A 16,057-nucleotide genomic window follows, 5' to 3' on the forward strand; every position below is an offset into this window, starting at 1 on the left:
TCGCCCCGCTCACGGCGCACCCGGCGGCACGAACGGCAGACCCGCGGGCGCGCCGCCCTCGATCAGCCGCAGCAGCGCGGCGGTGTCGGCGTGCTCCTCCACCAGATCGCCCAGCCGGTCCAGCTGCTCCTCGCGCAGCGCGGCGAAGGAGGTGTCCGGGGCGGGGACGAACGCCCGCCCGGCGTCGGCGGCCACCCGCCGCAGGAAGGCGCGCCGGAAGCCGTCGCTCTCCAGCGAGCCGTGCCAGTGCGTGCCCCACACCGAGCCGGCGCGGCAGCCGTCCAGGAAGGGCTCGTCGCCGCCGGTGACCTCGGCCACGCCGTGGTGGATCTCGTAGCCCTCCACCCGCTCGCCCAGCGCCTCGCCGACCGGCCGCGCCAGGGTCTTCTCCGCCTCGAAGCGCACCCGCACCGGCAGCAGGCCCAGACCGTCGACCGTCCCGGCGCGCGACTCCACCTCGTCCTCGATCCGTTCCCCCAGGAGCTGGAAGCCGCCGCAGATCCCCAGTACCGGGCGGCCCTCGGCCGCCCGCCGGGCCAGCGCGCCGGCCAGGCCGCGCTCGCGCAGCCAGGCCAGCGCCCGCACGGTGCCGCGGGTGCCCGGCACGATCGCCAGGTCGGCGTCGGCCAGCTCCTCGGGGCGGTCGGTGAACCGCACCACCACGCCCGGCTCGGCCGCCAGTGCGTCCACGTCCGTGAAGTTCGACATCAGCGGCACGGGCACCACCGCGATCCGCAGCACGTCGCGGCCGTGCGGCGGCGCGACGGCCGACTCGCGCACCCCGCCGCGCAGCGACAGCCGCAGCCCGTCCTCCTCGTCGATGCCCAGCCCGTGCGCGTAGGGCAGGACGCCCAGCACCGGCCGGCCGGTCAGGCCGCGCAGCATCTCCAGACCGGGTTCGAGGAGGGTGACATCACCGCGGAACTTGTTGACCAGGTAGCCCGCCACCAGCGCCTGGTCCTCGGGCGCCAGCAGGGCGGTGGTCCCGAAGAGGGAGGCGAAGACGCCGCCGCGGTCGATGTCGCCGACCACCACGACCGGAAGCCGGGCGGCGCGCGCCAGGCCCATGTTGACGATGTCGGTGCGCCGCAGGTTGATCTCGGCCGGACTGCCGGCGCCCTCGCAGATCACCGCGTCATGGGTGCGGCGCAGCTCGGCCAGGCAGTCGGCGACCGTCTCCAGCAGGTCCTCCCGCCGCCCCGCGTACCGCGCCCCCGCGGCGGGTCCTGCCGGGGACGGCCGACCGTCCGGCTGCCGCGGCCCGGGATGCCCGAAGTAGCCGCGCGCGCTCATCTCGCCCACCGGCTTCCCCAGCAGCACCACCTGGCTGGAGCGGTCGCCGCCCGGTTTGAGCAGCACGGGGTTCATCAGCGCGCTCGGCTCCACACCGGCCGCCGCGGCCTGCATGGCCTGGGCACGGCCGATCTCGGCGCCCTCGCGTGTCACGAAGGAGTTAAGGGACATGTTCTGCGCCTTGAACGGCGCCACCTTCACGCCCTTGCGGGCCAGCCAGCGGCAGACGCCCGCCGTGACCACGCTCTTGCCCGCGTCCGAGGTCGTTCCCGCGATCAGCAGTCCGCCGCCCGTCACAGTCCTCCCTCCGATGCCCTTCGCGGCCCGCCCCGCCGTACGGCACGGGCCTCCCGCAGCGTCCCGGCGGCGCCGCACACCGCCAGCGCCAGCGCGCACACCCGGCGCGAGAGCCGCACCGCGCGCTCGATGTCCTCCACCCGCACCGGGCGGCCGCCGGCGCCCAGGACCGGCCGGTGCTCGACGCGCCCGCCGTACGACAGCGTCCCGCCCAGCCGTACGCCCAGCGCCCCCGCGAACGCCGCCTCGACCACACCGGCGTTCGGACTGGGGTGGCGGCGGGCGTTCGCGCGCCAGGCGCGCAGCGCGCCGCGCGGATCGGGACCGGCGAGCGCGGCCAGCAGGGCGGTCAGCCGGGCGCCGGGCCACCCCGCCGCGTCGTCCAGCCGCGCCGAGGCCCAGCCGAAGCGCAGATGGCGCGGCGAGCGGTGGCCGACCATCGCGTCCAGGGTGTTGACGGCCCGGAAACCCGCCAGCCCCGGCACACCGGCGGCGGCGCCCCACACCAGCGCGCCCACCACGGCGTCGGAGGTGTTCTCGGCCACCGACTCCACCACCGCCCGGGCGATGCCGTCGGCGTCCAGCGCCTGCGGGTCGCGCCCGCACAGGTGCGGCAGCCGGGCGCGGGCCGCCTCCAGGTCGCCCGCCTCCAGCGCGGCGGCGATCGCGCGGGCCTCGCGCGCCAGCGTCGTACCGCCGACCACCGCCCAGACGGCGGCGGCCGTCAGGGCGGTACGGGTGGCGGGGAGCGGCGTACGGCGCGTTCCAGCGCCGCCGCGGCGGCCGCCGCGCCGCCCGCGCACACGGCGGTGTACAGCGCGCCGGCGCCGCGGTGGTCGCGCCACAGCAGCCGCTCGGCGGCCGCGGCCGCGCGTCCGAAGGCGGCGACGGGGTGCGCGCGGCGCGGATCGCCCGCGATCAGGTCGAGCAGAGATCCCAGGACCGCCCCGCACGCGTAGCCCGCGACCGGGAGGCCCGGGGCCGCGGGGAGGTCGGTGTCCGCTGGAGCGATGGCCGGGGGGAGGGCGTGGTCGGCACGCATCGCGTCAGCCGGCCGTCACACCTCGTGCGGGACGGGTGGCACGGCGGGGTGGAGGCGGTGCGGCAGGCAGGGTGCCGGGCATGGCGGTATGTCCTCACTCAGGGTCCTCGCCCTGGCTCGACGTGACCGGCGGTGAGAGTCTCCTGGCTCCCGGATCGGCGCGTCCCCCGGCCTTCCAGCCCGATGTGCGGGCCGTGACGCTGGGTGGGGGAGCGCTCCCCGGTGACAGTGGCGGGACCGCGCCGGATTCGCACCGGCTTCCTCTCCTGCCGCCGTTTGGCAACGGGAAGTCCACCACGGCCGGGAAGGCGCGTCAACTCACCCGTGACCTGCGACGGCGCACTGTGCGGAAGCGCACACGGCGCTCAACGGCGCACGCCGGGGCGCTCGCGCCCCGGGGGAGGCCGGAAGGGCGGAGGGCGTGCCGGGGGGACGCCGGGACGCCGGGAGGACGCAGGAAGACACCGGCAGGGTACCGGGAGGACGCCGGGAAACAGGGAGGCGCCCGGCGGATGTCCGCCGGGCGCCGGTGGAGGCGTACCGGTGCCCGAGGGGCCGCACGGGCCCCTCGGGTCCGGGCAGGCCGAGGGGCCTGCTCAGGCCGCGATGATGTAGATGCCGTACGCCACCGCGGCCGCGCACAGGGCGTAGCTGGCGTAGGCGCCGACGCGGGCCAGGACGGCGGAGCCGCCCCGCGCCTTTTCGCTGGTGCCCAGACCGACGATGCCGAGGGTGAACACGCCCACCAGGCCGACCGTCATCACGAGGCTGACGCCGAAGACCTGGCCGAGGGCTGCCCAGTCGATGTCCATGGTGCTTCTTTCCTTCGCGGGGCTCAGGGAGCGGAGACGGTGGTCTTCGCCGGGGTGTCGGAGACCTTCCCGGCCTCCTCCATGGCGGTGGTGGGCGGCGGGGCGACGGCCTGCACCGCGGCCGTGACCACGCCCGCGTCCTCCGCCTCGACCGGCTCGACGTCGTTGACGTTGGTGTGGTCGACCGGCTCCCGGCGGGAGGCGAACCAGATGGCGGCGATGGCGGCGACGGAGGCGACCGCGACCACGGTGACCCCCCAGTCGCCCTGGATGGCCAGCAGCGCGGCACCCGCGGCGATCAGGCCGGCGGCCGGAAGGGTCAGACCCCAGGCGGCGACCATGCGGCCGGCGGTGCTCCAGCGGACCACGCCGCCCTTGCGGCCCAGGCCGCAGCCCATGATCGAGCCGGAGCAGACCTGCGTGGTGGAGAGCGCGAAGCCCAGGTGGGAGGAGGCCAGGATGGTGACGGCCGAGCTGGTCTGGGCGGCGAAGCCCTGCGCCGGGCGGATGTCGGTCAGGCCCTTGCCCATGGTGCGGATGATCCGCCAGCCGCCCAGGTAGGTGCCCAGCGCGATGGCGATGCCGGCCGAGGCGATGACCCACAGCGGCGGGTCGGCGTCGGCGCCGAGCACGCCTCCGGAGATCAGCGCGAGGGTGATGACGCCCATCGTCTTCTGCGCGTCGTTGGTGCCGTGGGCCAGGGAGACCAGACCGGCCGAGGCGATCTGCCCGGCGCGGTAGCCCTTGGCGACCTGCCCTTCCTCGGCGTTGCGGCTGATCCGGTAGGTCAGCCTGGTCGCGAGCATGGCCGCGATACCGGCGACCAGGGGCGCGACGAGGGCCGGGATCAGCACCTTCATGAAGACGGCGCTGACGGAGACGGCGCCGATGCCGACGGCGGCGATCGTCGCGCCGAGGAGACCGCCCATCAGGGCGTGGGAGGAGCTGGAGGGGAGTCCGGCCAGCCAGGTCAGCAGGTTCCAGATGATCGCGCCGACCAGCCCTGCGAAGATCACCGCGGGTTCGATGCCGGAGTCCTCGTTGATGAGGCCTTTGGAGATCGTCGCGGCGACCTCGACCGAGATGAAGGCGCCGACGAGGTTGAGGACCGCCGACATCGCCACCGCCGTCTTGGGCTTGAGTGCCCCGGTGGAAATGGTGGTGGCCATGGCGTTGGCCGTGTCGTGGAAACCGTTGGTGAAGTCGAACACCAAGGCCGTGACGATCACGATCCCGATGAGAAGCGTGATGTTTTCCATTCACCCAGGCAATCGGTCGATGGGGCAGGTACTCGGTGAACGTAAGGATGCCGGGTGAACGCAAGGTGAACTGGGAACGGCGCCATGGTGTCTCGTGCCACCTGTGTGCGCAGGATCGCACGGTGCTGCGAGCGGGTTCGCCCCCGTACGCTCCCGTACGCCCCCGGCGCATGAGGGCGCCCCGCCGCTCGCCCGCCGCTAGAGTGCTCCGCCGGAGGTGGCGCGGATGCGGTCGGCCTGGGCGGACGCCTGGAGGCAACTGGTGGCCACGGCCCGCCGGACGGTGGCCGACGGCCTGGTCGTGGGCACTTCGGGCAACGTCTCGGTGCGGGTCGGCGACACCGTCCTGGTCACCCCCAGCGGCATCGCGTACGACCGCCTCGGTCCGGACGAACTGTGCGCCGTGGACCTGGAGGGGCGGCGGACGGCCGGCGACCTCGTGCCCACCAGCGAGCTGCCGATGCACCTGGCGGTGTACCGCTCCACCGGCGCCGCGGCGATCGTCCACACCCACGCCGTGCACGCCACTGCGGTCTCCACCCTCGTCGACGAGCTCCCGGCGATCCACTACATGACCGCCGCCCTGGGCGGTCCGGTCCGCGTGGCGCCGTACGCCCCCTACGGCAGCGAGGAACTGGCCGCCCACGTACTGGAGGCGCTGCGTGACCGCACCGGCTGCCTGCTGCGCAACCACGGCACGGTCGTGTACGCCGACAGCCTCGGCCGGGCGTACGACGACACCGCCCAGCTCGAGTGGATGTGCCGTGTCTGGCTCGCGGCCGCCTCCGTGCCCGGCCGCGCCCCGGCCCTGCTGCCGCCCGAGGAGCTGGACCGCGTCGCCGAGCGGCTGCGCGGCTACGGACAGCGCGGCTGACCCGTCCGCGCGGCCCCGTTTGCCCCCGTCCCCCTTCGTCCGCCTCCGCCCGGCCCCGGCGGATGACGCCGCGCGGACGGGGTACGAGGTGGGCGACACCGGCGTCGGCGGCGCCGGGCGAGGGCCCGGTCCCGTCCGGCCCCCGCTCACCCGCCGGAGCCCGCCCGCTGGCCCCGGCGACACCACGCCACCATCCTTGGAGACGATGAGTCTGCGCAGAACGGCGGCCCTGACCGCCCTCACCACGCTCGGTGCCGGAGCGGCCGCTGTGGTGGCCGGCCGGTACGCGGCGACCGCCGCCCTCAGGCCGTCCTCACCGCACTCCCCGCCCGCCGGCTTCGAGGGTCCGCAGCTGACCGTCCACGCCACCGCGGCGGGGCAGGTCACCCTGACCCGGTCCCTCATCTCGCAGCTTCCCGGCACCTACGCCCTCACCGGCCCGGGCCGGCACGCCGTCGTCGGGACCGTTCTCGACGTCCCCTCCTCCGCCGACACCGTCGTACGCCGCCTGGAGCGGGTGGACCGCGGCCGGCTCGCCACCGGCGACCGGGTGCGGCTGACCCCGCAGCTCCACACCGGGAACCCCGGGGACGCGCTGGGCCTGGAGTACGCGGACGTCGAGGTGCCTGGCGAACTCGGCCCCCTGCCCGCCTGGTACCTGCCCGCCCTGCGCGACGTGTGGGTCGTCGCCGTGCACGGCCTGGGCGCCACACGCGAGCACACCATGAACGTCCTGCCCTTCCTGAACGCCATGGGCGTTCCCGTGCTCGTCCCGGCCTACCGCGGCGATCCCGGGGCGCCCCGGTCGCCCGACGGCAGCGCGCACCTGGGCGACTCCGAGTGGCGCGACCTCGACGCGGCCGTCCGCCACGCCCTCGGCCGCGGCGCCCGCGGCGTGGTGCTGTACGGCTGGTCCACCGGGGCCACCATGGCGCTGCGGGCCGCCGCCGAATCCCCGGTCCGCGACTTCCTCACCGGACTGATCCTGGACTCGCCCGTGCTCGACTGGCGGGCCACCCTGCGCGCGCTGGCGGGCGCCCGCCACGTCCCCGCCGCCCTGCTGCCGCTGGCGGTGCGCGCCGCGCAGGGCCGCGCCCGGCTCCGTCCGGAACTCCACTCGGAGCTGAACGACCCCGGCGCGCTGCGGCTGCCCACACTCGTCCTGCACGGCCCGGGGGACGCCGTCGCCCCCTGGGGCCCCTCCCGCGAACTGGCCGAACGGCGCCCGGACCTGGTCTCGCTGCACATCGTCGGACAGGCTCCGCACGCCGCCATGTGGAACGCCGATCCGCAGGGCTACGAGGAGGCGCTGCGCCGCTTCCTCACCCCGCTCATGTGAGGCGCCGCGACCGGCGTTTGGGCTTTCGGGCCGTCATCAACAACACTGCTCCCGTGACGTCCCGTACCCCGCGAGACACCCGGCTGCGCCTCGTATCCCGTCAGCCTCTCGCCGCCGCGCGCCGAGCCGTGGGCGCGCGCCGCCGGCGGAGCACGCCCCGGCCCCCCGAGGGGGTGCCCCCACGCGACCAGCTCGCCCGGCAGGCACGGGCCTGCCTCAGCGAGGCGGTGCGGCTGGCCCGCTGGGCCGACGGCACCGGACTGTCGCCGGTGGCGGCCGCCGAGCGAGTGGCGGCCGAACTGCGGATACCCGTGGAGCAGATCCCCGTCCACTGGGACCGCGCCCGGCTCGCCGGCCTCATAGAACTGCACGACGGCACCGCCATGCCCGGCTGGCGGCTGCGTGCCTGGGACCGCGACGACTCGGCGGTGCTGCGCGGCTGGGTCGCGCTTTTCGACGCCTGGTCGCTGGCCCATCCCGCGCCCGGCGGCGCGGACCCCGGGGCGGTCGGGGAGGTGGTCGTGGCGGCGCCGCAGTTCCTGTCGGTGATGCACCTGTCCTCCGGCCCGGTGACCGTGCCGGCCCTGCTGGACCTGCTGAGACGGCGCATCGCGGAGATCCGCGCCGAGCGCGACGGCACGGTGCCCCCCGGCGGCCCCCCGGCGGACGAGGCGGCCGGGAACGCGGACGACTGCCTGCCCGCGCTCCTGGACTGGGCCCTCGACGGCCTCGCCTCCGTGGGCGCCCTCACCCGCTGCGCCGAGGACGACCGGGGCCGCCCCGGGCAGGCGGTGCTCACCCCGCTGGGCAACTGGGCGGTGTGGGTGAAGCTGGAGCAGATCTGCGTCGCGGCCCAGAGCCCGGCGGGGAACATCGAGCAGCCCGCCGAGGACATGCTGCGCGGCTGCGCCAGGCTCTCGCCCGGAGAGGCCCGCGCCGAGTACCGCGCCTGGCTGGCCGCACGCCCCACCGGCCCGGCCGTCGCCGAACTGATCGACGCCGCCCGCGGCGACGACGCCCTCATCCGCGGTCTGGCCTTCGAGGCGCTGCGCGCCGTGGGCGCCCCCGCGGAGCCCGCCGTCCGCGAGGCGGCCGGCGAGCCCGTCCTGCGCCCCTACGCGCTGCTCTGGCTCGCCGAGCACGACGGCGCGGACCCGGCGGACCTGGCGAACGGCGCCCCCGGTGTCCTGACCCGCGAGGAGGCCACCTGGCTGTGGGTGGACACGGCCGCGGCCGTCGCCGACCACGGTGACGGGAAGGTGCTGGTGGAGCATCTGGACTCGGCCGTGCAGAGCAGCGTCCCCGAGCTTCTGGAGGCGGTCCGCGCCACCGGCCATCCCCGTACCGTCCAGGTCCTGGTCGCGCTCGCCGCGGCCCACCCGGATCCGGTGCTGGCCAGGGCCGTGCGCCGCGCGGCCTTCCAGGTCCACACCGGCGAGGTGTGACGGGCCGGCCCGGGCTCCCGCGTCCCCCGGCCGTATCACCCGCCCCGTACGCCCCCGCACGGCGGCCGCCCGCCGTGCGGGGGCGTACGCGGTCCGTCGCACCGGGCGCGGAAATCCGGTTGCGCGCCGCCGTTAGACTGGCCGCATGGTGAACCTCCTCGTGCATTAGCGGCGTACGCCCGTCTCCCAGCCCCCGACCGACGACGTACGTACGTCCACCCTGCCCAGGAGTATTTCCGTGATCACCGCCACCGGAGTAGAGCTGCGCGCCGGCGCCCGGATCCTCATCGAGTCCGCCTCCTTCCGCATCGCCAGGGGCGACCGCATCGGACTGGTCGGCCGCAACGGCGCGGGCAAGACGACCCTCACCCGCTGCCTGGCCGGCGAGGGGGCCCCCGCCGCCGGGACGATCACCCGCACCGGCGAGGTCGGCTACCTGCCCCAGGACCCGCGCACCGGCGACCTCGACGCCCTCGCCCGCGACCGCATCCTGTCCGCCCGCGGCCTGGACACCGTGCTGCGCAGGATGCGCGAGAACGAGGACCGGATGGCGAACGGCCAGGGCGCCACCCGCGAGAAGGCGATGAAGAAGTACGAGCGGCTGGAGACGGAGTTCCTCACCAAGGGCGGCTACGCCGCGGAGGCCGAGGCCGCCACCATCGCCGCCAGCCTCGGTCTGCCCGACCGGGTGCTCGGCCAGCCGCTGCACACCCTCTCCGGCGGCCAGCGGCGCCGGGTGGAGCTGGCCCGCATCCTCTTCTCGGACGCCGACACCCTGCTGCTGGACGAGCCCACCAACCACCTCGACGCCGACTCGATCGTCTGGCTGCGCGACTTCCTGAAGACCTACCGCGGCGGCTTCGTCGTCATCTCCCACGACGTCGACCTGGTGGAGACGGTCGTCAACAAGGTCTTCTACCTCGACGCCAACCGCTCGCGCATCGACATCTACAACATGGGCTGGAAGCAGTACCTGGCCCAGCGCGAGGCGGACGAGAAGCGGCGCAGGCGCGAGCGCGCCAACGCCGAGAAGAAGGCCGCGGCCCTCAACGCCCAGGCCGACAAGATGCGCGCCAAGGCCACCAAGACGGTGGCCGCCCAGAACATGGCGCGCCGCGCCGAGCGGCTGCTGGCCGGGCTGGAGGGGGAGCGGCAGGCCGACAAGGTCGCCAAGCTGCGCTTCCCCGACCCCGCGCCCTGCGGCAAGACCCCGCTGATGGCCGAGGAGCTGTCCAAGTCCTACGGCTCGCTGGAGATCTTCACCGACCTCTCGCTCGCCATCGACAAGGGCTCCAGGGTGGTCATCCTCGGTCTCAACGGCGCGGGCAAGACCACCCTGCTGCGGCTGCTGGCCGGGGTGGAGAAGCCCGACACCGGCCGGGTGGTCCCCGGCCACGGACTGAAGCTCGGCTACTACGCGCAGGAGCACGAGACGCTCGACGGCGACCGCACGGTCCTGGAGAACATGCGCTCGGCCGCCCCGGACATGGATCTGGTCGACATCCGCAAGACGCTGGGCTCGTTCCTGTTCTCCGGCGACGACGTGGACAAGCCCGCGCGGGTGCTCTCCGGCGGTGAGAAGACCCGGCTGGCGCTGGCCACGCTGGTGGTCTCCTCGGCCAACGTGCTGCTGCTGGACGAGCCGACCAACAACCTCGACCCCGCCAGCCGCGAGGAGATCCTGGGCGCCCTGCGCACCTTCACCGGTGCGGTGGTGCTGGTCACCCACGACGAGGGTGCGGTGGACGCGCTCCAGCCGGAGCGGATCATCCTGCTGCCCGACGGTGTGGAGGACCTGTGGGGCGAGGAGTACGCGGACCTCGTGGCGCTCGCCTGAGCGTGCCCGTCCGGAGCCCCGCGGGGGACGGGCACGTCTCCACCGGGCCCCGGCCACGCCGCGAGCGAGCGGTGATCACATCGTTCTGGATCATTCGGTCGACGCTTGATCCATCATCTGAGTGAGATCGGCTCGTATTCCGGCGCGGTCGGGCGTCGATGGCGCCGGTGATGTGGCATAGACCTCCCACTCCGGGTGTTTGAACGCCGGTCGATGCTCTGACCTGCTCTTTCTCTGTACCGCGTGGAAGTGCGCCGCCCAAAGGCCCCACGGAACACCTCGTTCCAGAGCCTTCCGGCCCTTGCCCGGCCGCCGATGACGTCCTACGGACCTTGTCGAATGGGTGGCCAGAAAACCGGCAAGGGGTGATCATGAGAGTCCAGAGCGCACTTCCCATGAGGAGGCACGGGTGGCCGAGACTCTGAAGAAGGGCAGCCGGGTGACCGGCGCCGCGCGCGAGAAGCTCGCGGCTGACCTCAAGAAGAAGTACGACTCCGGTGCGAGCATCCGGGCGCTGGCCGAAGAGACCGGCCGCTCCTACGGATTCGTGCACCGGATGCTCAGCGAGTCCGGCGTGACCCTGCGCGGTCGCGGCGGTGCCACGCGGGGCAAGAAGACCGCGACGTCCTGAGACCCAGGGTGTCCCGAGGGGCGCCACCCGGTCGGCCATCCGACCGGCCGGGTGGTTACTCTGCAGTCACTTGACAGTCGTCCGACTGCGGACTGCCCCGGGAGATCCTCATGACCCTGCTCGACAAGGACGGCGTGCGGCTCGTCGCGGACGGTGCCGTGGCCACGGTCACGCTCGACCGCCCGGCCAAGCGCAACGCCCAGACCTTCGCCATGTGGCGCGCCCTGGCCGAGGCCGGGCGGCTGCTGCCCGGCGAGATCCGCGTCGTCGTCCTGCGCGGAGAGGGGCAGTCCTTCTCCGCCGGGCTCGACCGGCAGGCCTTCACCCCCGAGGGCTTCGACGGCGAGCCGTCCTTCATCGACCTGGCGCGCGGTTCCGACGCCGAGGTCGACGCGGCCATCGCCGGCTACCAGGAGGCATTCACCTGGTGGCGGCGGAACGACATCGTGAGCATCGCAGCCGTCCAGGGCCACGCCGTCGGCGCCGGCTTCCAGCTCGCGCTCGCCTGCGACCTGCGGGTGTGCGCCGACGACGTGCAGTTCGCGATGCGCGAGACCAGCCTCGGCCTGGTCCCCGACCTCACCGGCACCCACCCGCTCGTCTCCCTGGTCGGGTACGCCCGCGCGCTGGAGATCTGCGCGACGGGCCGTTTCGTGCGCGCCGAGGAGGCCGAGCGGACCGGCCTGGCCAACCTCGTGGTGCCCGCCGCGGAACTGGAGGCCGCCACCGCCGACCTGGCCGCGGCGCTGCTCGCGGCCCCGCGCGACGCGGTGATCGAGACCAAGGCGCTGCTGCGCGGCGCGGTGGACCGCACCTACGACGAGCAGCGCGCCGCCGAGCGCGCGGCCCAGACGCGCAGGCTGCGCGATCTGGCCGGCATCGGCGACTGACCGCTCTCATCCCGGGCTCCGCACCACTTCCGTCACCACCTCCGTCACCACGGCCGCGACCGTCACGGGCCCGGGGGCACCGGGCGCCGCGGCCCGTGCCACCGCGCCGCGGACCCCGCGCGCCACGTCGAGCGCACGGTGGTCCGCGGCGACCGCGAACTGGACCCGCACATGGCGGCCGGGGGCCGCGCCGGCCGCGTCGCCGGGGCCGGTGTCCACGGTCCGCAGCGCCCGGGCCGCGCCCCCCAGTTCGGGAGCGAGACGTACCACGCCCGGAACGGCGAGCGTCGCGGCGCCCACCGCGGTTTCGGCCTCCCCGGTGTCCGGGGTCTTTCCGCCGCCGGCCCGCTCCCCGGAGGACTCCTCGGGCGGAGTCCCCTCGTCCGGCCCCTCCAGCAGCCCGGTGATCCGCAGGTCGACCGCCGCCACCACCAGCCCCAGGCGGCTCTCCGCCGCTTCGGCCAGGGCCGCGCGCAACCGCCCGGCCGCCTCCGGCAGCGGCTCCTCGGTACCGGCCTCGAACTCCGCGGCGATCCTGACCGGACCGGGCGGGAGCGCGCTGGGAGGCATCGGTACGGCCGGCCTCCCGCCCGCGCCGGGCTCGGCCGGGGAGAGCCGCAGCGTGCCCGGCCTCACCCCCGGCAGCCCGTCCGCCGCCTTCCGCAGCACACCGGCCGCGGCCCGTTCCGCGATCCAGGCGCCGTCCTCCGCCTCACCCAACGGGAGCAGCCGGCCGAAGCCGATCTGCCGCCGTACGGCCTGAGCCAACCGGTCCGTGGCCATGCTCTGCGCTCCTCTCCCGGCGTACCGGTGTCCTGCCGGATTCCCCGGCGCTCCTCGGTGCTCCGCCGGTGCTCTCCGGACTCCACCACCAACGGTGCCCAGCCTTCCGCCACGGGCTCCCCGCCGCCGCGTGCTTCCTCCATGCGGCGGTACATCCATGAGGAAAAAGGTGGCGAACGTGTCTAGCGTGGACATAGCGGAACTAATACTCCTGTATCGAAGGCAAGGGGTGACGGAGATGGCGGAAGTCACGCAGCAGAACCGCCCGGGCCCTCCCGGCGGGCGGCTCGGCGAGGGACGCGGCGCCGAGGACCCGCGGGTCCGAGGGAAGACCACGATCGCCGACGGCGTGGTGGAGAAGATCGCGGGGATGGCGGCCCGCGAGGTCGACGGCGTCCACGCGATGGGCGCCGGCATGAGCCGGACCTTCGGCGCGGTGCGAGACCGCGTCCCCGGCGGCGGTGGCGGCCAGTCCGTCACGCGGGGGGTGAAGGTCGAGGTCGGCGAGACCCAGGCGGCCATCGACCTGGACATCGTGGTGGAGTACGGAGTGTCGATCACCGATGTGGCGAGCGACGTGCGCGAGAACGTCATCGGCTCGATCGAGCGGATGACCGGGCTGGAGGTCGTCGAGGTCAACGTCGCGGTCGACGACGTCAAGCTGCCCGACGAGGAGCAAGAGGAAGAGCAGCCGGAGAGGCCGCGGCTGCAGTAGGGCGCCGCGACCGCAGGGGTCCGGTGGAGCAGGGAGCTGAGGAGCGCACGATGAGCATGGCCGCAGTCGGCTTGATCGCCGGCATGGCGCTGGGCTTCGCCGGATACTTCGGCGGGTTCTGGGCCTTCCTCCTGGTGGCGGTACTGGGCGCAGTCGGTTTCGTCGCCGGCCGGGTCCTCGACGGCGATCTGGAACCGGGGGAGATCTTCCGCTCCGGTGGCGGACGGCGGTGACCGGTGGCACAGGAGTTCCGCAAGACGGAGACGTCCTGGGTGCCCGCGGCCGAGCGGGGGGCGACGAGGATCGCCGACCGGGTCGTCGCCAAGATCGCCGCACGGGCGGCCCGGGAGGCACTGGACGACGAGCAGGAGGCCTCCGGGACGCCGCGCGTGGGGAGGGACCCGCGGGCGAGGATCGCCGTCCGCCGCCCTCCCGACCGGAACGGGCTGAACGGCGAGGCCCGGGTGGTGGTCGCCGTCGAGCTCCCCTACCCCTGTGACATCGGCGCGCGGTGCGGCACGGTGCGCAGACGGGTCGTCTCACGGGTGCGGGAACTGGCCGGTATGGCGGTCCGGCAGGTGACCGTCGAGGTGACGCGGCTGCACACGGGACCGTCCGGCGGCCGGGACGGAGGAAGGGTGCGGTGAGGGCACGATGAGTCACGAAGCCCGGCGGCAGCCGGCTCCGGAGGCCGCCGCCACGGACCCGGACGGCGGGGCGCCGCCCTCTCCCACCCCTTCCGGCTCCGGCGAGGGGTCCGCCGAAGCGGATCACCGGCCGGACGGCGGTGGGGGCGGGGGAGGCGGAAGCACCCGGCGCTTCTGGTCGGCGCGGCGGATCCCCGCCGCGATCGTGGCGCTGGTCCTGACCGTGGCGGCGGCCGTGCTGCTGTACGAGGCCGTCGCCGCGAGCACCGGCGAGCCCCCCTCCGCCTGGCGGCGCGAGATCACCGCGGACCTGGCCACCCGGCCGCTCGACGACCCCTGGGCGATCGCCGGTTCGGCGCTCGCGGCCCTGCTGGGACTGTGGCTGGTGGTGCTGGCGGTCACCCCCGGACTGCGCGGTCTGCTGCCGATGCGCGGCGGCGCCTCCGACGGGGTACGGGTGCGCGCCGGACTGGAGCGGTCCGCCGCCGAGGCGGCGCTGCACGACCGGCTGCTGGACGTGCCCGGGGTGCGGTCGGTCCGGGTGAGGGCCGGAAGGCACCGCATCCGGGTGCGGGCCCGGGCGCACTTCCGGTCCCTGGACGAGGTGCGGGGGGATCTGGACAGGGCTCTGGACGACGGTGTGCGGCAGCTCGGGCTCGCCCGGCGGATGCGGCGGTCGGCCCGGGTGCGGCGCCCGACCAAGGACTGAGGAAGGGCTGGGTGGAGCGGATGCTCACGGTGGTGAACCGGATCCTGCTGGGACTGGTGGGGCTGGCGCTGCTGCTGCTGGGGCTGGCGGCCCTGCTGGGGGGACTCGACCTCCAGCGGCGCTGGGGCTTCGACCTGCCCTCGGGCCTGTCCTGGGACGGACCGGAGGAGGTGCCGCTCGGGCGCGGGGAGCCCGCCTGGTGGCGGGACGCGGACTGGTGGCGGTGGCTCCTGGCGATCGGCGCCCCCGCCGTCGCGCTCCTGCTCGCCCTGTGGTGGCTGTCGGCCCAGTTGTGGCGGCAGCGGCCGGACACGGTACTGGTCGACAGCGGGGACGGGTACGGCGCCCTGGTCGGGACGCGGACCCTGGAGGACGCCGTGGCCGGGGAGGCCGCGACCCTGCCGGGCGTGGAGCGGGTCCGGGTGAGGATGGGCCGCCGCCGCGCCGGGGTGCGGGCCCGGACCGCGCTGGCGGTGGCCGCACACGCCAGCCCGGCCGAGACCGTCGAGCGCCTGCGGGACGAGGCGCTGGAGCACGCCCGGGCCTCGGCGGGGCTCGACCGGCTCGCGGCGGAGGTCCGGCTGCGTCCGGCGCGGCGGCGGGCCGGCGGCCGGGTGAGCTGAGGTACCGGTCCGGGGTACCGGGCTGGAGGACGCCGCCCCGCTCCCCGAGGGCCGTCCCGCCGCCCCCGGCGGCCGTAGCCCCGGGGACGGCGGCGGGGTGCTCAGAAGCCGCGGCGGGCGCCGCCGTCGATCTGGAGCATCACACCGGTGACGTACGAGGCGGCGGGGGAGAGCAGGAACGCCGCCGCCCTGCCGAACTCCTCCGGGGTGCCGTAGCGGCGCAGCGGGATCGCGGCCGAGCTCCGCTTACGAGCGGCGTCGGCGTCCCCGGTCATGGCGTCCAGGCTGCGCACCCGGTCGGTGTCGATGCGGCCCGGCAGCAGCCCGACGACCCGGATGCCGCGCGGCCCCACTTCGTCCGCCAGCGACTTCGCGAAACCGGCCAGCCCCGGCCGCAGCCCGTTGGAGACCGTCAGGCCGGGGATCGGCTCGTACACCGAGCCGGAGAGGACGAAACCGATCACCCCGCCCTCGCCCAGCCGGGCGGCCGCGGTGCGGGCCAGCCGCACCGCACCGAGGAAGACCGTCTCGAAAGCCGACTGCCACTGGTCGTCGGTGACCGTCTCGTGGGAGCCGGCCGGCGGTCCGCCGACGCTGATCAGCACTCCGTCCAGACGTCCGTAGCGCTCGTGGGCCGCCGTCACCAGGCGGTCGGCCGCCGCCGGGTCGGCGTTGTCCGCCACCATGCCGAAGGCGTCGCCGCCCAGCCGTCCGGCGGCCTCGGCCACCGTCTCCTCGCTCCGTCCGGTGACGATCACCTTCGCGCCGTCGGCGGCCAGTTCGCGGGCGGCGGCGAAGCCCAACCCGCGAGTGGCGCCGGTGACGAGGTACACCCTGTCCTGCAGTCCGAGATCCATGGGG

The 16,057-nt window shown here is 75.1% G+C and carries 16 protein-coding genes, 1 pseudogene and 1 riboswitch; of the genes and pseudogenes, 11 read left to right on the forward strand and 6 right to left on the reverse strand.

Translation table 11 applies throughout. The annotated features are described in order from the left end of the window. Positions 1-9 precede the first annotated feature (9 nt). The 4 genes and pseudogenes from QPK52_RS21345 to QPK52_RS21360 all read right to left on the reverse strand — a co-directional run bounded on the left by QPK52_RS21345 (position 10) and on the right by QPK52_RS21360 (position 4,703). Entirely contained in the window at positions 10-1,590 is a 1,581-nt protein-coding gene (locus QPK52_RS21345) for a cobyric acid synthase (RefSeq protein WP_410539059.1), read from the reverse strand. Next, positions 1,587-2,632: pseudogene (locus QPK52_RS21350) on the reverse strand (cobalamin biosynthesis protein). Before QPK52_RS21350 ends, QPK52_RS21345 begins: the two are co-directional and overlap by 4 nt. Positions 2,633-2,768: 136 nt before the next feature. After that, positions 2,769-2,897, reverse strand: a riboswitch (cobalamin riboswitch). A 331-nt stretch (positions 2,898-3,228) separates the two neighbouring features. Continuing rightward, on the reverse strand, positions 3,229-3,444 hold the full coding sequence (locus tag QPK52_RS21355) for a hypothetical protein (RefSeq protein WP_410539060.1): 216 nt from the start codon (positions 3,442-3,444) through the stop codon (positions 3,229-3,231). A 23-nt stretch (positions 3,445-3,467) separates the two neighbouring features. Beyond that, complete coding sequence (locus QPK52_RS21360; protein ID WP_410539061.1) at positions 3,468-4,703, reverse strand: anion permease; 1,236 nt, start codon at positions 4,701-4,703, stop codon at positions 3,468-3,470. A 226-nt stretch (positions 4,704-4,929) separates the two neighbouring features. Between QPK52_RS21360 and QPK52_RS21365 the strand changes: the two genes are divergently transcribed. The 6 genes from QPK52_RS21365 to QPK52_RS21390 all read left to right on the forward strand — a co-directional run bounded on the left by QPK52_RS21365 (position 4,930) and on the right by QPK52_RS21390 (position 11,719). Further along, on the forward strand, positions 4,930-5,577 hold the full coding sequence (locus QPK52_RS21365; RefSeq protein ID WP_410539062.1) for a class II aldolase/adducin family protein: 648 nt from the start codon (positions 4,930-4,932) through the stop codon (positions 5,575-5,577). A 205-nt stretch (positions 5,578-5,782) separates the two neighbouring features. Beyond that, positions 5,783-6,916, forward strand: a complete 1,134-nt coding sequence (locus QPK52_RS21370) for an alpha/beta hydrolase (protein WP_410539063.1) — start codon at positions 5,783-5,785, stop codon at positions 6,914-6,916. 53 nt (positions 6,917-6,969) lie between these two features. Further along, positions 6,970-8,361: a hypothetical protein gene (locus QPK52_RS21375; RefSeq protein WP_410539064.1), complete on the forward strand. Its 1,392-nt coding sequence runs from the start codon at positions 6,970-6,972 to the stop codon at positions 8,359-8,361. Between the two features lie 238 nt (positions 8,362-8,599). Then, complete coding sequence (locus QPK52_RS21380) at positions 8,600-10,198, forward strand: ABC-F family ATP-binding cassette domain-containing protein (RefSeq protein WP_093655506.1); 1,599 nt, start codon at positions 8,600-8,602, stop codon at positions 10,196-10,198. A gap of 409 nt (positions 10,199-10,607) precedes the next feature. Continuing rightward, on the forward strand, positions 10,608-10,829 hold the full coding sequence (locus tag QPK52_RS21385; RefSeq protein ID WP_175540892.1) for a helix-turn-helix domain-containing protein: 222 nt from the start codon (positions 10,608-10,610) through the stop codon (positions 10,827-10,829). A gap of 110 nt (positions 10,830-10,939) precedes the next feature. After that, the gene (locus QPK52_RS21390; protein WP_410539065.1) at positions 10,940-11,719 is read left to right on the forward strand and encodes an enoyl-CoA hydratase/isomerase family protein; all 780 of its coding nucleotides are present in this window, start codon (positions 10,940-10,942) and stop codon (positions 11,717-11,719) included. 6 nt (positions 11,720-11,725) lie between these two features. Here the strand turns inward: QPK52_RS21390 and QPK52_RS21395 are convergent, their stop codons facing one another. Continuing rightward, the gene (locus QPK52_RS21395) at positions 11,726-12,502 is read right to left on the reverse strand and encodes a hypothetical protein (protein ID WP_410539066.1); all 777 of its coding nucleotides are present in this window, start codon (positions 12,500-12,502) and stop codon (positions 11,726-11,728) included. Positions 12,503-12,740: 238 nt separating this feature from the next. Between QPK52_RS21395 and QPK52_RS21400 the strand changes: the two genes are divergently transcribed. Genes QPK52_RS21400 through amaP form a run of 5 tightly spaced genes read left to right on the forward strand, consistent with a single transcriptional unit; the run spans position 12,741 to position 15,196 of the window. Continuing rightward, the gene (locus QPK52_RS21400; protein ID WP_410539067.1) at positions 12,741-13,217 is read left to right on the forward strand and encodes an Asp23/Gls24 family envelope stress response protein; all 477 of its coding nucleotides are present in this window, start codon (positions 12,741-12,743) and stop codon (positions 13,215-13,217) included. 50 nt (positions 13,218-13,267) lie between these two features. Then, positions 13,268-13,450, forward strand: coding sequence for a hypothetical protein (locus tag QPK52_RS21405; protein ID WP_237881311.1), 183 nt, complete (start codon positions 13,268-13,270; stop codon positions 13,448-13,450). 3 nt (positions 13,451-13,453) lie between these two features. After that, the gene (locus QPK52_RS21410) at positions 13,454-13,864 is read left to right on the forward strand and encodes a hypothetical protein (protein WP_410539068.1); all 411 of its coding nucleotides are present in this window, start codon (positions 13,454-13,456) and stop codon (positions 13,862-13,864) included. 7 nt (positions 13,865-13,871) lie between these two features. After that, positions 13,872-14,573 (forward strand): DUF6286 domain-containing protein, encoded by a 702-nt coding sequence (locus QPK52_RS21415; RefSeq protein WP_410539069.1) that lies wholly within the window; start codon positions 13,872-13,874, stop codon positions 14,571-14,573. A gap of 20 nt (positions 14,574-14,593) precedes the next feature. Then, positions 14,594-15,196: an alkaline shock response membrane anchor protein AmaP gene (amaP, locus tag QPK52_RS21420; protein WP_410540426.1), complete on the forward strand. Its 603-nt coding sequence runs from the start codon at positions 14,594-14,596 to the stop codon at positions 15,194-15,196. Positions 15,197-15,297: 101 nt separating this feature from the next. Here the strand turns inward: amaP and QPK52_RS21425 are convergent, their stop codons facing one another. Continuing rightward, complete coding sequence (locus QPK52_RS21425; RefSeq protein WP_410539070.1) at positions 15,298-16,053, reverse strand: SDR family oxidoreductase; 756 nt, start codon at positions 16,051-16,053, stop codon at positions 15,298-15,300. Between the last annotated feature and the right edge of the window lie 4 nt (positions 16,054-16,057).

This window comes from Streptomyces sp. KL2, assembly GCF_046529545.1.
Classification (GTDB): domain Bacteria; phylum Actinomycetota; class Actinomycetes; order Streptomycetales; family Streptomycetaceae; genus Streptomyces; species Streptomyces radiopugnans.